Source organism: Actinoplanes oryzae (assembly GCF_030757795.1).
Lineage (GTDB): Bacteria > Actinomycetota > Actinomycetes > Mycobacteriales > Micromonosporaceae > Actinoplanes.
Window position 1 is genome coordinate 1 of sequence record NZ_JAUQWH010000212.1, and the last position, 13,635, is coordinate 13,635.

Below are 13,635 nucleotides of genomic sequence, written 5' to 3' on the forward strand. Positions count from 1 at the left end.
GGCAAGAAGGTCACCGTCGTAGGCGCCGGCTTCTACGGGTCCACGACCGCACAGCGTCTCGCCGAGTACGACGTCTTCGAGACCGTGGTGCTCACGGACATCATCGAGGGCAAGCCCGAGGGCCTGGCGCTCGACCTCAACCAGTCGCGGCCGGTCGAGGGCTTCGAGACCAAGGTCGTCGGCGCCACCACCGGCCCCAACGGCGAGGGCTACGAGGCCATCGAGGGCTCCGACGTGGTGGTCATCACCGCCGGCCTGCCGCGCAAGCCGGGCATGAGCCGGATGGACCTGCTGGGCGTCAACGCCAAGATCGTCCGCCAGGTCGCGGAGAACGTCGCCAAGTACGCCCCGAACGCCGTCGTCATCGTCGTCTCGAACCCGCTCGACGAGATGACCGCGCTCGCCCAGCTCGCCACGCAGTTCCCGAAGAACCGGGTGCTCGGCCAGGCCGGCATGCTCGACTCGGCGCGCTTCACCAACTTCGTGGCCGAGGAGCTCGCCGTCCCGGTCGGCTCGGTCAAGACCCTGACCCTCGGCTCGCACGGCGACACCATGGTGCCGGTCCCGTCGCAGTCCACGGTGAACGGCAAGCCGCTCAGCGACCTGCTGCCGGCCGACAAGATCGAGGAGCTGGTCGTGCGGACGCGCAACGGCGGCGCCGAGGTTGTGGCCCTGCTCAAGACCGGCTCGGCCTACTACGCCCCGTCCGCCGCGGCGGCGCGCATGGCCAAGGCCGTCGCCGAGGACTCCGGCGCGGTCATGCCGGTCTGCGCGTGGGTCGACGGCGAGTACGGCATCTCCGGCGTCTACCTGGGCGTCGAGGCCGAGATCGGCGCCACCGGCGTGAAGAAGGTCGTCGAGACCCCGCTCACCGAGTCCGAGCTCGCCGGCCTCAAGGAGGCCGCCGAGGCCGTCCGCGCCAAGCAGGCGGACGTCGCCGACCTCTGATCGACGACAGCGCAAGGGGACCGGGCCCGAACGGCCGGGTCTCCTTCGCCGGCGACAGCGACGCGGTCAGCGCAGCGGGAATGCGTTCTCGTCGTCGTGCACGTCGAAGATCGGGCCGGTCCAGCGGCGCGCGGCGAGGGCGGCCGGTTCCTGGGTCACTTCGGCGATGCCCGGTCGGCCCGCCTCGACGACAAACTTGGCCGCGGTGCGGACTACCGCCTGTGCGGCCCACACGGTGTCGACCACGCGCAGGCTGCTCGTCAGCTCCGACCGCGTGACGTCGCAGACCACGTACCCCCGCTGGTTGTCGATGTAGCGCCAGTGCGGTGACTCCGCCATGATCGGGTCGTACGCGGCATGGAAGGCGGCGACGTCCGGGTTGCCGCCGGACGTGATCGACGTACCCGTGATCTCCGCACCCACCACCGGGGCCGAGGCGTCGTCGAAGTCGGGCCGCAGGTCCGCCACCCAGGTGCAGTGCCGGTCCCCGGTGAGCACGACCGGGTTGTCCACCCGCCCCGACCCGAAGTGCTCCAGCAGCCGGCGCCGCTGCACCCGGTAGCCGTCCCAGTTGTCGAAGTCGAAGGACTGCGCGGGACCGGCCTGGCGATCGTTCTGCGCCCACATGACCTGGTTGGCGAGCAGGTTCCAGCGGCTGCCGGACGACTCGAGCCCCCGTACCAGCCACCGCTCCTGCTCGGGCCCGGTCATCGTGAGCGCGGGGTCCTGGGCGGCCGCCAGGGTGGCCGGCTGGTCGCTGCGGTACTGCCGGGTGTCGAGGACGTGCACGCTCGCCAGCGACCCGAAGCGCAGCCGCCGGTAGACCTGCATGTCCAGCCCGCGTGGCAGCGAGGAGCGCCGCAGCGGCATGTGCTCGTAGTAGGCCTGGAACGCGGCGATGCGCCGGGCCCGGAACGCCTCGGGGGTCTGCAGGTTCGGGTCCTGCGGGACCTCGTCGGCCCAGTTGTTGTCGATCTCGTGGTCGTCGAAGGTCACGATCCACGGGAACGCGGCATGCGCGGCCTGCAGATCCGGGTCGGTCCGGTAGCGCGCGTGCCGGTTCCGGTACTCGGCGAGCTGTACGGCTCACCCGTCCCCTCGTGCTGCCGTGCGGCGTTCGGGTTCGCGGCACTCTCGTAGATGTAGTCGCCGAGGAACGCCACGAAGGCCAGGTCCTCCCGCGCCAGGTGCTGATAGGCGGTGTAGAACCCGGCCTGGTAGTCCTGGCAGCTCGCGAACGCGAACCGCAGGTGGCCCGGCCGGGCCCGGTCCGCGGGCGCCGTCCGGGTACGGCCGACCGGCGACTGCTGCCCGCCGGCGCGGAAGCGATAGTGGTAGACGGCGTCCGCCCGCAGCCCCCGGACGTCGACGTGCACCGAGTGGGCGAAGGCCGGATCCGCGGTGGTGACGCCGTGGCGGCGGTTGCGGCGGAAATGCTCGTCCTCGGCGATCTCCCACTCCACGGGGACCGGGCGGCCGGGCATGCCGCCCCCGGTCAGCGGCTGCGGGGCGAGGCGGGTCCAGAGCACCACCCCGTCGGGCAGCGGGTCGCCCGACGCGACGCCGAGCGAGAAGACTCCGGCGGGGAGCGAATCCGGGCGGACGAGCAGCGGACCGGCGGCGACGGCCGCGGCCCCGGAGACGAACAGGCGACGGCTCATCGGCAAGTTCAGAGACATGCGTCAATGCGACTCGCCCGGGGTTACGCGCCGCCGAACGGACGTTGGCCGCCGGACGGAAGAAAACGGTCAGGCGTGGGCGGCCGGAGGGAGGCGGGCGGTCAGGCGTGGGCGATGCCGAGGCCGAGCAGGATGAGGCTCAGGCCGGCCGCGAGGGTCGCCGCGGTGGAGCGGGCGGCGCCGTCGGGGGACTGCTCGCGCAGGACCAGGGCGGCGGCGGGGACCACGGCCGCGCCGACGAGCCAGAGGCTGCTGGAGGCGACTGCCAGCAGCAGGGCGGCTCCGGCGAGCATGATGAGGGAGACCTCGGGGCCCGACCGCCGCGAGGGCTCACCGGGGTGCTCGGGGAAAGCCACGCAAGCATTCTAGAACGTGAGGCCAAACCCGGCCCGGCGAGAAGACTCGGCTGCCATGCAGTACGCTCGTACTGCTAAGAGCAGCAGTCCCGGGAGAGGAGCGCCGGCCGATGGCGAAGATCAAGGTTGAGAACCCGGTGGTGGAGCTCGACGGCGACGAGATGACGCGGATCATCTGGAAGCAGATCCGCGAGCAGCTGATCCTGCCCTACCTCGACGTCGACCTCGAGTACTACGACCTGTCGATCCAGTACCGCGACGAGACCGACGACCAGGTGACCATCGACTCGGCGAACGCCATCAAGCGGCACGGCGTCGGCGTCAAGTGCGCGACGATCACCCCGGACGAGGCGCGCGTCGAGGAGTTCGGGCTCAAGAAGATGTGGCGGTCGCCGAACGGCACGATCCGCAACATCCTCGGCGGTGTCGTCTTCCGCGAGCCGATCATCATGAGCAACGTGCCGCGGCTGGTGCCCGGCTGGACCAAGCCGATCATCATCGGCCGCCACGCGCACGGCGACCAGTACAAGGCGACCGACTTCGTCGCGCCCAGCGCGGGCAAGCTGACCGTCACCTTCACGCCGGAGGACGGCTCGGAGCCGATGGAGTTCCACGTCGCCGACTACCCGGCCGGCGGTGTCGCGATGGCGATGTACAACTTCGACGAGTCGATCCGGGACTTCGCCCGGGCGTCGTTCCGCTACGGCCTCGCCCGCAACTACCCGGTCTACCTGTCGACGAAGAACACGATCCTCAAGGCGTACGACGGCCGGTTCAAGGACCTGTTCGCCGAGATCTTCGAGGCCGAGTTCGCCGAGGACTTCAAGAAGGCCGGCCTCACCTACGAGCACCGGCTCATCGACGACATGGTCGCCGCCGCGCTCAAGTGGGAGGGCGGCTACGTCTGGGCCTGCAAGAACTACGACGGTGATGTGCAGTCCGACACCGTCGCGCAGGGCTTCGGCTCGCTGGGCCTGATGACCTCGGTGCTGATGACCCCGGACGGCAGGACCGTCGAGGCCGAGGCCGCCCACGGCACGGTCACCCGGCACTACCGGCAGTGGCAGAAGGGCGAGAAGACCTCGACCAACCCGATCGCCTCGATCTTCGCCTGGACCGGCGGCCTCAAGCACCGCGGCCTGCTCGACGGCACCCCGGCGGTCACCGAGTTCGCCCAGACCCTCGAGAAGGTCTGCGTCGAGACCGTCGAGGGCGGCCAGATGACCAAGGACCTCGCGCTGCTGATCAGCAAGGACGCCCCCTGGCTGACCACCGAGGAGTTCATGAACGCCCTGGACGAGAACCTGGCGCGCAAGCTCGCCTGATCAAGTCCCGCGCGAAATCCCCCGGCCGGGCGGCCGGGGGATTTTGTGTGTTTGAACGCGTAACCGCGGGGTATGACGCTTCGTTTGTCCTGGCAGAACGGATGACGACCGCAACCGCACGGGGAGTCGCCCGCCGGTCCGGCTGCCTTGTCCCGGGCGCCGCCGGTATCCCCGACGCGGGGTTCCGTCCCTTCCCGCGGGGGGCCTTGTCCCGGGCCCCCCGCCCCCCATCGCTACAGGATCTCGCGCAGGGTCTGCGCGGCCTTCTCCGGCACGATGTCGTTGATGAAGGCGCCCATGGCCGACTCCGAGCCGGCCAGGTACTTCAGCTTGTCGGCGGCGCGGCGGATGCTGAACAGCTGCAGGTGCAGGTAACCCAGCTCGCGACCCTCGCCCACGACGGCCTGGTGCCAGGCGGCGATGTAGGGCATCGGCTTGTCGAAGAGCGCGTCGAAGCGCTTGAGCAGATCGAGGTAGATCGGCCCGAAGGCGTCCCGCTCGGCGTCCGACAGCTGCGGGATGTCCAGGACGTGGCGGTTGGGGGCCAGCTGCACCTCGTACGGCCAGCGGGCGGCCGCCGGCACGTACGCCGTCCAGTGCTCGTTCCGGGAGACGATGCGTGTGCCGGCCGCGATCTCGGCGGCGAGTACGTCGGCGTACAGGTTGTTGCCCCCGGTCTTCTCCGCGTGCGCGCGCGCCGCGGCGAGCATGCTCTTCGTGCGCGGGGTGACGAACGGGTACGCGTAGATCTGCCCATGCGGGTGGTTCAGCGTCACGCCGATCTCGACGCCGCGGTTCTCGAACGGGAACACCTGCTCGACGCCCGGCAGCGCCGACATCTCGGTGGTGCGGTCGGCCCAGACGTCCACGACCGTGCGGACCCGCTCGGGGGTGAGTGCCCCGAAGAAGCTGTTGTGGTCGCTGGTGAAGCAGACCACCTCGCAACGGCCGACGCCCGGGACCACGGGCACCAGGTCGGTGAGCGACGTGATGTCGTCCGCCTTGACCCGGTCGCTGAACGAGGGGAACTGGTTCTCGAAGGTCACCACGTCGTAGCTCGGCGCGGGGATCTCGCTGGCGAACTCGGGCGTCGACGGGCACAGCGGGCACTTGTCCGACGGCGGCAGGAACGTGCGGGTCTGCCGGTGGGCCGCGACGGCCACCCACTCGTCGACCAGCGGGTCGTACCGCAGCTGGGACGTGGGCGGCGGGGGCGGCAGCTCCCGGGTGTCGGGCCACTTGTCGCGGTCCTGGGCCGGGGACTCGTCGAAATAGATGAGCTCCCGGCCGTCCGACAGCCGAACAGCCGTGCGCTTCTCGATCACTGGGGGCTCACCACCATGAGGTCGTTCACTTGTTCCGCAAGGACTGCCCGTGCGGTGTCGTCGATCCCGTCGTCCGTGATCACCACGTCGGCGCGGTGCAGCGGAACGATCGAGGAGATGCCCACCGTGCCCCACTTGGTGTGGTCGGCGAGCACGACCAGGCGCTCGGCCGCCTGCACGAGGGCGCGGTTGACGTCGGCTTCCATCAGGTTAGGCGTGGTGTAACCGGCCCGCTCGCTCATGCCGTGGACGCCCAGGAAGAGCATGTCCAGGTGCAGCGTGCCGATCGCGGCCACGGCCACCGGGCCCACGAGGGCGTCGGACGGCGTCCGCGTCCCGCCGGTCAGCACGACGGTCTGGTCGGGGCGCCCGGCGCGGTAGAAGATGTCCGCGACCGGGATCGAGTTGGTGACCACGGTCAGCGCCGGGACGTCGACGAGCCGCTGGGCCAGGCCCGCCGTCGTGGTGCCGGCCGAGAGCGCGATGGCGTCGCCGGGGGAGACCAGGGCGGCGGCGCGCATGGCCATCGCCGCCTTCTCGGCCTGCTGGCGTACGGACTTCGCCGCGAACCCCGGCTCGTGCGCGGAACCAGGGGTCACCGTGGTCGCGCCGCCGTGTACTTTCGCGATCAGGCCACGGTCGGCGAGCGCCTCGAGGTCCCGGCGGATGGTCATGTCGGAAACGTTGTACTCCGCGGCGAGCTCACTGACCCGCACACCGCCGGCCGCCCGGACCCGGTCGAGGATGGCCGCTTGGCGCTGCTGGGCTAGCACTGCCGCACCCCCGAGGTCACAGGCATCCGCACTATTTCAAACACATGCGAACACTACCCGCACAGCGGCCTCGAACAAAAGAGGTCGCCGATGCCCGGGGGCGGGGGTCCTCAGATGCCTCTCCCGCGTTTGTGCAGCGCCGAGAGCACGTTCTCCACCTTCACGGCCCCCGTCATGGCCGCCAGGGCGATCGCCGTCCGGGGCTCCTTCCAGTTCGCGCGTACGGCCTCCTTGCTGAACCGCCACGCCTCCGACCGGTTCCCCGTGGCGGCGGACCAGCACGCCAGCTGCCCGTAGACCCGCGCCGCCCCGGGACGGCAGCCGCTGATCTCCGGGTGGCGTTGCATCATCCAGCGCAGCGAGGAGATCTTCGTCGCGTACTCGTACGCGTAATGGGAGGTCCGCCCCCACAGCACGCGCACCAGCGGCTCGTCCAGGTGCACGATCGAGGCTCGCCGGGCGGCGCGCAGCAGCAGGTCCCAGTCCTCGTTCTGGCTGCCCGGGGCGTCCTCGGCGACCAGCCCGATGCCGTTGTCGACCAGCGCCGACCGGCGGGCCAGGAACGACGAGGAGTGCAGCATCGCCATCCGGGACCGGGCGAGCTCGTCCACGGTGACGCGGCTGCGGCCGGCCAGGCGTGGGGTCGACCGGCCCTCGTACTCGACCTCGATCGCACAGGTGGCGAACTCCGCCTCGGGCTCGGCGAGCAGGGCGGCCACCTGCCGGCGCAGCTTGTCGGGCGCCCACCGGTCGTCGTCGTCGCAGAAGGCCACGTACTCGGTGTCCAGCGCGAGGATGCCGGTGTTGCGCGCGCCCGCCAGGCCCGGCGTACGCCAGTTGGTGAGCACCAGCACAGGAACGCCGGCCGTGGAGGCGAGCAGGTAGTCCGGCTCGGTCTGGTCGTAGACGAGGACGATCTTGATCGCGCCGGGGTAGCGCTGCTCGCGGACCGAGGCGATCGCCTTGCGGACCAGCTCGGGGCGGTTGCGGGTGGGGATGACGACACCGACGGACGGCCAGTTCATCATGCTTCCTTCACATTCAAGGGATATCCGTACGCGCGGAGCATCGGCCCGCAGACAGTGCCGACCAGCCGCCGTTGCTTCTCCGGCAACGCGCGCACCCAGGCGTCGTCGCGCCGCAGCGGGAGCCGCCCGACCGTGAAGCGCATCGGGTTGCCGGCCGCGCTGTGCCCGACGCCCAGATCGGCGTACCCGTCGCCGAGGAACGCCAGGTCGGCCTCCGCGATCGGCAGCTCGGCGAAGCCGGCCAGCGAGGTCAGGGCGCCGCGCGGGTCGGCGAGGAACTGCTCGTACCGGATCCGGCTGACCGGCACCCCGCGGCGCGCGAGCAGACCGAAGGCCGCGTTGTGGGCGTTCCAGAGCAGCGCCGAGCGGCCGGGGGAGTAGCGCGTCATCTCGTCGCTGCCGTCGGTCTCCGGCCGGGCGACGGTCTTGGTCCACGAGTACGCGACCCCGCGCGCGTCGCGCACCACATGCACGACCCGGAGATCGATCCCGCCGGCCCAGCGCAGGACGTGGGCGAGCGCGCTGTGCTTCGACGAGTCGACGACCACCTGCGCCCCGGAGACCTCCGCCGCGGCGGTGTAGACGCGGGTGTAGAAGCCGGCGTACTCGCGTACCTGGAGCAGCAGCTCGCGTGGCAGCTGGGCGGCGGCGAGCCGGGGGATGAACCGGGTGCGCTCGACGGCGTCGCGCAGCGCGTGCACGCGCTCGACGTCCACATTGTCCCAGCCGCGGAACGCCACCTCGCCGACCCGCTTCCAGAACGTGCACGCGGCGAACCGGGCGCCGCACCCGCAGCGCTCGTTGTCGCGGACGTCACGCTGCCAGAGGTGCACGATCTCGCCGAGCGCGCACACCGAGGGCAGCTCCCCGAGCAGGCGTTCGACGAGCGTCGTCCCACTTCGTCCTAATCCGCCCAGAAACAGAACCCGTGCCACTTTGGTCCACCTTCGCTCGTTTCGCTCCTATAACGAGCGAAGGAGGCGTCAGGTGGTTGTCGAGGCATTCCCGCGGGTGCGGCTGGCGGGAACTGGGTTTGATCCGGTCACCGAGGAGGAGGTGGTCGCCCAGGTCAGAGACGCTCTGGCCGGCGGGCGCGGCGGGCGCGTCGTGACGCCCAACGTGGACATCCTGCGGCAGGCGTCGACGGACGCGCGCGTCCGGGCGTACCTGGAAGCGGCCGACCTCGTCGTCGCCGACGGCATGCCCCTGGTCTGGGCCAGCCGCCTCAGCGGCACCCCCCTGCCCGAGCGCGTGGCCGGCAGCAGCCTGATCTGGTCACTCTCGGCCGGCCTGGCCCGCGACGGCCGCTCGATCTTCATCGTCGGCGGCACCCCGGGCCACCCCTCCGGCGCCGAGCGCGCGGCCCTGCGCCTGGCGGCGGACTTCCCCGGCCTGCGCGTGGCGGGCACCCTCTGCCCGCCCTTCGGCTTCGAGCACGACCCCTCCGCGTACGCCGGCCTCGTCCACGATGTCGTCTCAGCGGCCCCGGACCTGGTCTTCGTGGGGCTGGGCTTCCCCAAGCAGGAGCAGGTCATCGACCGCCTCCGCGACCACCTGCCCCACACCTGGTTCCTGGGCTGCGGCGCCGCCGTGAACTTCGTCGCCGGCGACGTCGACCGGGCCCCCCGCTGGATGCAGCGCACCGGCCTCGAATGGGCCCACCGCCTGACCACCGAGCCCGGCCGCCTGGCGAGCCGCTACCTCAAGCACGACGCCCCCTACGCCCTCAAGCTCCTCGCCCAGTCCACCGCCCGCCGCTGAGGCATGTGTCAACACCCGGCCCGTCGTCCTGCCGCCCGGCCCCACCGGGCGGGCGGCTGCGCGGCAGGGCGAACGGCCGCGGGGCTCAGGGCAGGAGCGGGCGGACCTCGACCTGGAAGATCGGGAGCTTGCCGAGCTTGCGGTAGGCCTTGAGCGACTCGTGGGTCGCGTCCACCGACGAGTCGCGGCCGTCCTGGTTGTGGGGCGTGTCGAAGTGGATCAGGGCGCGGATCTTCGGGAAGCGGCCGATCTGCTTGCCCACCTCGCGGTAGAACTCCGCCTTGTGGGCCGGGTTCTTCTTGGAGGACCAGACGCCCCACTCCGCGACCATCAGCGGCTTGCCCGGGTGCTTGCGGGTCGCCCAGTTGTAGAAGCCGGGCCAGTCGGGCTTGTTCGAGGCCTGCCGGTTGAGCAGCTCCGCGAAGTCGCCGTGGCCGTAGCCCGGGTCGCTGTAGGCGTACGTGTCGAAGCCGATCCAGTCGACGACGGAGTCGCCCGGGTACATCTTCTCGAACCACTTCTCGCTGGTGTGGGGCACGTACGCCATGTGGACCAGCACGGTGACCAGGTTGTCCACGCCGTGCGCGCGCAGGCGCTTGACCACGTACTTGTACATGGCCGCGTAGTCCGCGGCCGTGTAGCCGGAGCCCTTCTTCTCCTTCACGTTGTCCTCGGCCTCGTGGTGGACCGTGAAGAAGAACTGCTCGGGGAAGTTCTTGTTGATGTGCGCGGCGAGCTTGTCGAGGAACTTGTCCGTCTTCTTGTCGCCGGCGGCGATCTCCGCCCAGGTGGCGCCCTGCGGCTTCCAGTTGAGGAAGAGGATGCGCTCGCGGCCGGGCTCGCGGGCGATCTCGATCTCCTGGTCGGTGGGGAAGAGCTGCTTCGTGCCCTTGTGGTACGCGTGGTAGACGTCCTGGTGCCGCTCGGTCTTCTCCTCGAAGGAGGCGAGCGCCTGCTTGCCCCGCTTGTCGGTGAAGGCGCCCGGCGCCACGCCCCACAGCACGCCGCAGGTCGGCACGAGCTTCTCGCCCGTCCGGCAGTCCCGTGGCTTGGCGGCCGCCGGGGACGACTGCGTGGGTGAGGGGGCCGCCGCCGCCGGCGGCGCCGGGGACACCGGCGCGGAGGAAGGCGGCACGACGGACGCCGAAGGGGACGGCGACGCGGGCGGGGCCGTGGACGGAGTCGCGGACGAGGGCACGGGCGCGGGCCCGTAGGGGATGCCGAGCTGGTCGACGCCCCCGGTCCAGGCCCACGACAGGGTGGCCACGACCGAGATGGCGAAGACGCCCGTGAGGGCGACGAGGTGGAGAATCCGGCGCGGGGGACGTGTCACGATCGCCCAGTATTAGCGCCAAAGTCCGTTTTGTCGACTACCCTGCGCGTTTGATTCTCGGGGGTGGACCCCGCTCGACCGCGTGGCGCCCGGCTGAGAAACTGTCCCCCAAGCTCACTGCAGGGGGAGTTCAGGTGAACGACGGTTTCGTGCTGCCCGAGGACGTGCTGCGTGACGCGCCGTCGTGGACACCACGCGCGCACGAACTCGCCGACCTCGAGTTGTTGCTGTCCGGGGCCTATGCGCCGCTGACCGGTTTCCTCGGGCGGGCGGATCTCCAGTCGCTGCGCCGGCGGGGCCGCCTCGCCGACGGGACGAACTGGCCGGTGCCCGTGACCTGCGAGGTGCCGGCGGAGCTGGCGTCCGGTCTGGATCTCGCCGATCCGCTGCGGCGCACGGTCGTGCTGACCGATCCGGAGGGGGCGCCGGTCGCCGCCGTGGAGGTCGCCGACGCCTGGCCCACGTCGGACGGGCTCTGGGCGATCGGCGGCACGGTTCGCCGGATGGGCGACGGCGGGCACGGCCCGTTCCAGCGGCTGCGGCGCAGTCCGGAGGAGGTGCGGGCGCTGCTGCCACCGGGCCGGGTGCTGGGCGTGATCGCCGACCGCCCGCTGCACCGGCCGCAGCTCGCGCAGATCGCGCATGCCGCCCGGACGCTGGCGGCGCACCTGTTGATCTTCATCCCGGTCTCGGGGCCCGGCCCGGACGGCCTGCCGCCCGAGGCGCTGGTCCGCGCGGTCTTCGCGGCGCGCGACCGGATGCCCCCGGCGACCGTCGTGGCGGTGCCGTTGCTGACCCGCGGCGACGAGATGCGCGACGGGCTGCTGCGGGCCCGGGTGGCCGCCTCCTACGGCGTCACCCACGTGCTGTCCACCGGGGACATTCTCTCCGGCGGCGGGCTGCGCGTGCTCGTGCCGCGGGAGCTGGCCTACGACAACCGGGACGGGCAGTGGCGCTGGCGTGACGACATCCCGCCGCGCAACCGCCGCCTCGCGATGACGCCCCGCGAGATCGACGACCTGCTCGACCGGGGCTTCCCGCTGCCGGAGTGGCACACGCCGCCGGCCGTGGCCAAGGAGCTGGTCCGGGTCCGGCCGCCCCGGCGGCACCGCGGGCTCGTGGTGTTCTTCACAGGCTTCTCCGGCTCCGGCAAGTCCACGATCGCGCGGGGGCTCGCCGACACCCTGCGCGAGACCGGCGAGCGGACGATCACGTTCCTCGACGGCGACGTGGTCCGGCGCGAGCTGTCGGCCGGGCTCGGGTTCAGCCGCGCCGACCGGGACCGCAACGTGCGGCGCATCGGCTGGGTCGCCGCCGAGGTCGCGCGGCACCGCGGCATGGCGATCGCGTGCCCGATCGCGCCCTACGAGGACGCCCGCACGGCCGTGCGCCGGATGGCCACCGACGCCGGGGCCGGCTTCGTGCTCGTGCACGTGGCGACCCCGCTCGAGGTGTGCGAGCAGCGCGACCGCAAGGGCCTCTACGCCCGGGCCCGCGCCGGGCAGCTGCGCGGCATGACCGGCGTCGACGACCCGTACGAGGTGCCGCCCGCCGCCGAGCTGACCGTGGACACCACGGACATGACTGTTCCCGAGGCGGTCGACCGCGTGCTGGCGTACCTCGTCGAAAGCGGATGGGTGGAGCCCGCTTTGAAGTAAACCGTCACGGCGGAGGAGCACGGGCCGTTTACCCCGCGGGGGCGAAACGCCCGAATGTTCGAAACTCCGCGAAAGGCCCGCCGAACCGATGGAAGCGTCACGCCCGCCCGCCGACCTCTCGCACTACCTGGGCGTCTTCCGCCGCCACTGGTGGGTGGTGCTGGCGGCGACGGTGCTCGGCCTGGCGCTCGGTGCCGCGGTGAGCCGGGCCCTGCCCCGGGTCTACGAGTCCACCACCTCCGTGCTGGTGCAGGCGGTCGACCAGGACGCCAACGCCTCCGGCGGCCGCACCAAGGGCGCGATCAACCTCGACACCGAGGCGCAGCTGGTCGGCTCCGGGGCGGTCGCCGCGAAGGCCGCGGCGCTGCTGCGCTCGCCGGAGTCGCCCATCGAGCTGGCGCACAACGTGTCGGTCGAGGTCCCGCCGAACACCACCGTCCTCATGATCCGGTACGCGGCGGGCACCCCGCAGGACGCCCGGGCCGGCTCGCACGCGTTCGCCGAGGCGTACCTGCGCAACCGCGAGGAGAGCACGCGCGGGGTGCTGGACACCAAGATCCGTACCCTCAGTCTCAAGATCAAGCAGTTGACCACGAGCCTGACCAGCATCAACAGCCGGCTCGCCAAGGCGCCGGCGGGCAGCTCCGAGCGCAGCAACCTGGAGAGCCTGCGCAACAACTCGCAGAACCAGCTCAACAGCCTGACCGGCCGGCTCAACGAGCTGACCACCGCGACCGTCGACGCGGGCAGCATCATCAGCGACGCCCGCGAGCCGGAGGAGCCGGTCAGCCCGGACGCCATGCTCAACACGGCGACCGGCGCGATGATCGGCCTGCTGGCGGGGCTGGCGCTGGCGTTCGTGCGGGAGCGCTTCGACCGCCGGGTGCGCTCGGCCGCCGACGTCCGGGACCGGGCGCGCATCGCCGTTCTCGCGGCGCTGGACGAGCGGACCACTCCGCACTTCGACGACGTCCTGCAGCCGTACGGGCCGGGCGGCCGGATCTTCAACCGGCTCCGCAACGAGGTGCTGGCCAGCCTGAACCCGGGCAACCAGATCATCGTCGTCACCGGGGCCAGCCGGGGGTCGGCGACCACGCTCGTGGCCGCGAACCTGGCCGCCGCGCTGGCGCGTACCGGAAGCGATGTCGTGCTCGTCGGGGCCCACCTGCCGGACAGCGTCGTCGAGGCGGCGCCGCTGGCCCGGATGCTCGGGGTCTCCGCGACGCCGGGCCTGTCCGACCTGCTGGCCGGCCGCACCGGGCTGGGCGAGGTCGTGCAGCGCACGCCGCGCATCCCGTCGCTGCGGGTCGTCACGACCGGCGGTGCGGCGACGGCGGCCGGGCTGATGCAGTCGCAGCGGCTGCGTGACACGCTCGACGCGCTGCGCCGCCAGGCCGCGTACGTCGTCGTCGAGGCGCCGTCGACCAGCAGCAGCGCCGACGCGCAGGG

The 13,635-nt window shown here is 71.7% G+C and carries 13 protein-coding genes; 5 read left to right on the forward strand and 8 right to left on the reverse strand.

Going from position 1 to position 13,635, the window contains the following annotated elements; genetic code table 11:
* Positions 1 to 948 (forward strand): malate dehydrogenase (mdh, locus tag RBH18_RS39245; protein ID WP_306215587.1); only part of this gene is annotated, 948 nt, incomplete at its 5' end.
* A gap of 66 nt (positions 949 to 1,014) precedes the next feature.
* On the opposite strand, the gene RBH18_RS39250 is transcribed toward mdh, so the two are convergent.
* The 3 genes from RBH18_RS39250 to RBH18_RS39260 all read right to left on the reverse strand — a co-directional run bounded on the left by RBH18_RS39250 (position 1,015) and on the right by RBH18_RS39260 (position 2,983).
* Positions 1,015 to 1,977 carry an alkaline phosphatase D family protein gene (locus RBH18_RS39250; RefSeq protein WP_306215600.1) on the reverse strand — a complete coding sequence of 321 codons (963 nt, stop codon included), beginning with the start codon at positions 1,975 to 1,977 and terminating at the stop codon, positions 1,015 to 1,017.
* Positions 1,941 to 2,627, reverse strand: coding sequence for an alkaline phosphatase D family protein (locus tag RBH18_RS39255; RefSeq protein WP_306215588.1), 687 nt, complete (start codon positions 2,625 to 2,627; stop codon positions 1,941 to 1,943). Before RBH18_RS39255 ends, RBH18_RS39250 begins: the two co-directional genes overlap by 37 nt.
* Positions 2,628 to 2,728: 101 nt before the next feature.
* The gene (locus RBH18_RS39260; protein ID WP_306215589.1) at positions 2,729 to 2,983 is read right to left on the reverse strand and encodes a hypothetical protein; all 255 of its coding nucleotides are present in this window, start codon (positions 2,981 to 2,983) and stop codon (positions 2,729 to 2,731) included.
* 110 nt (positions 2,984 to 3,093) lie between these two features.
* Here RBH18_RS39260 and RBH18_RS39265 point away from each other — a divergent pair, with 110 nt between their 5' ends.
* Positions 3,094 to 4,308: an NADP-dependent isocitrate dehydrogenase gene (locus RBH18_RS39265; protein ID WP_306215590.1), complete on the forward strand. Its 1,215-nt coding sequence runs from the start codon at positions 3,094 to 3,096 to the stop codon at positions 4,306 to 4,308.
* A 233-nt stretch (positions 4,309 to 4,541) separates the two neighbouring features.
* Here the strand turns inward: RBH18_RS39265 and galT are convergent, their stop codons facing one another.
* The 4 genes from galT to RBH18_RS39285 form a co-directional block, all read right to left on the reverse strand.
* Entirely contained in the window at positions 4,542 to 5,633 is a 1,092-nt protein-coding gene (gene galT, locus RBH18_RS39270) for a galactose-1-phosphate uridylyltransferase (protein WP_306215591.1), read from the reverse strand.
* Positions 5,630 to 6,406 (reverse strand): DeoR/GlpR family DNA-binding transcription regulator, encoded by a 777-nt coding sequence (locus RBH18_RS39275; protein WP_306215592.1) that lies wholly within the window; start codon positions 6,404 to 6,406, stop codon positions 5,630 to 5,632. Before RBH18_RS39275 ends, galT begins: the two co-directional genes overlap by 4 nt.
* A 110-nt stretch (positions 6,407 to 6,516) precedes the next feature.
* Positions 6,517 to 7,431, reverse strand: coding sequence for a glycosyltransferase (locus tag RBH18_RS39280; RefSeq protein WP_306215593.1), 915 nt, complete (start codon positions 7,429 to 7,431; stop codon positions 6,517 to 6,519).
* Positions 7,431 to 8,369, reverse strand: coding sequence for a sulfotransferase (locus RBH18_RS39285; protein WP_306215594.1), 939 nt, complete (start codon positions 8,367 to 8,369; stop codon positions 7,431 to 7,433). The genes RBH18_RS39280 and RBH18_RS39285 overlap by 1 nt, the downstream gene beginning before the upstream one ends.
* A gap of 52 nt (positions 8,370 to 8,421) precedes the next feature.
* Here RBH18_RS39285 and RBH18_RS39290 point away from each other — a divergent pair, with 52 nt between their 5' ends.
* Complete coding sequence (locus RBH18_RS39290; protein WP_306215595.1) at positions 8,422 to 9,195, forward strand: WecB/TagA/CpsF family glycosyltransferase; 774 nt, start codon at positions 8,422 to 8,424, stop codon at positions 9,193 to 9,195.
* 85 nt (positions 9,196 to 9,280) lie between these two features.
* On the opposite strand, the gene RBH18_RS39295 is transcribed toward RBH18_RS39290, so the two are convergent.
* Positions 9,281 to 10,528: a glycosyl hydrolase gene (locus RBH18_RS39295; RefSeq protein WP_306215596.1), complete on the reverse strand. Its 1,248-nt coding sequence runs from the start codon at positions 10,526 to 10,528 to the stop codon at positions 9,281 to 9,283.
* Between the two features lie 134 nt (positions 10,529 to 10,662).
* On the opposite strand from RBH18_RS39295, the gene cysC reads away from it, so the two are divergent.
* Positions 10,663 to 12,186 (forward strand): adenylyl-sulfate kinase, encoded by a 1,524-nt coding sequence (cysC, locus tag RBH18_RS39300; RefSeq protein ID WP_306215598.1) that lies wholly within the window; start codon positions 10,663 to 10,665, stop codon positions 12,184 to 12,186.
* Between the two features lie 88 nt (positions 12,187 to 12,274).
* A partial coding sequence (locus RBH18_RS39305; RefSeq protein ID WP_306215599.1) for a Wzz/FepE/Etk N-terminal domain-containing protein occupies positions 12,275 to 13,635 on the forward strand: 1,361 nt, incomplete at its 3' end.

What these genes read in the sequence shown, in the direction of transcription:
- RBH18_RS39255 (WP_306215588.1), bottom strand. Translation starts at nt 2,627, where the DNA reads ATGTCTCTGAACTTGCCGATGAGCCGTCGCCTGTTCGTCTCCGGGGCC.
- RBH18_RS39265 (WP_306215590.1), top strand. Translation starts at nt 3,094, where the DNA reads ATGGCGAAGATCAAGGTTGAGAACCCGGTGGTGGAGCTCGACGGCGAC.
- RBH18_RS39280 (WP_306215593.1), bottom strand. Translation starts at nt 7,431, where the DNA reads ATGAACTGGCCGTCCGTCGGTGTCGTCATCCCCACCCGCAACCGCCCC.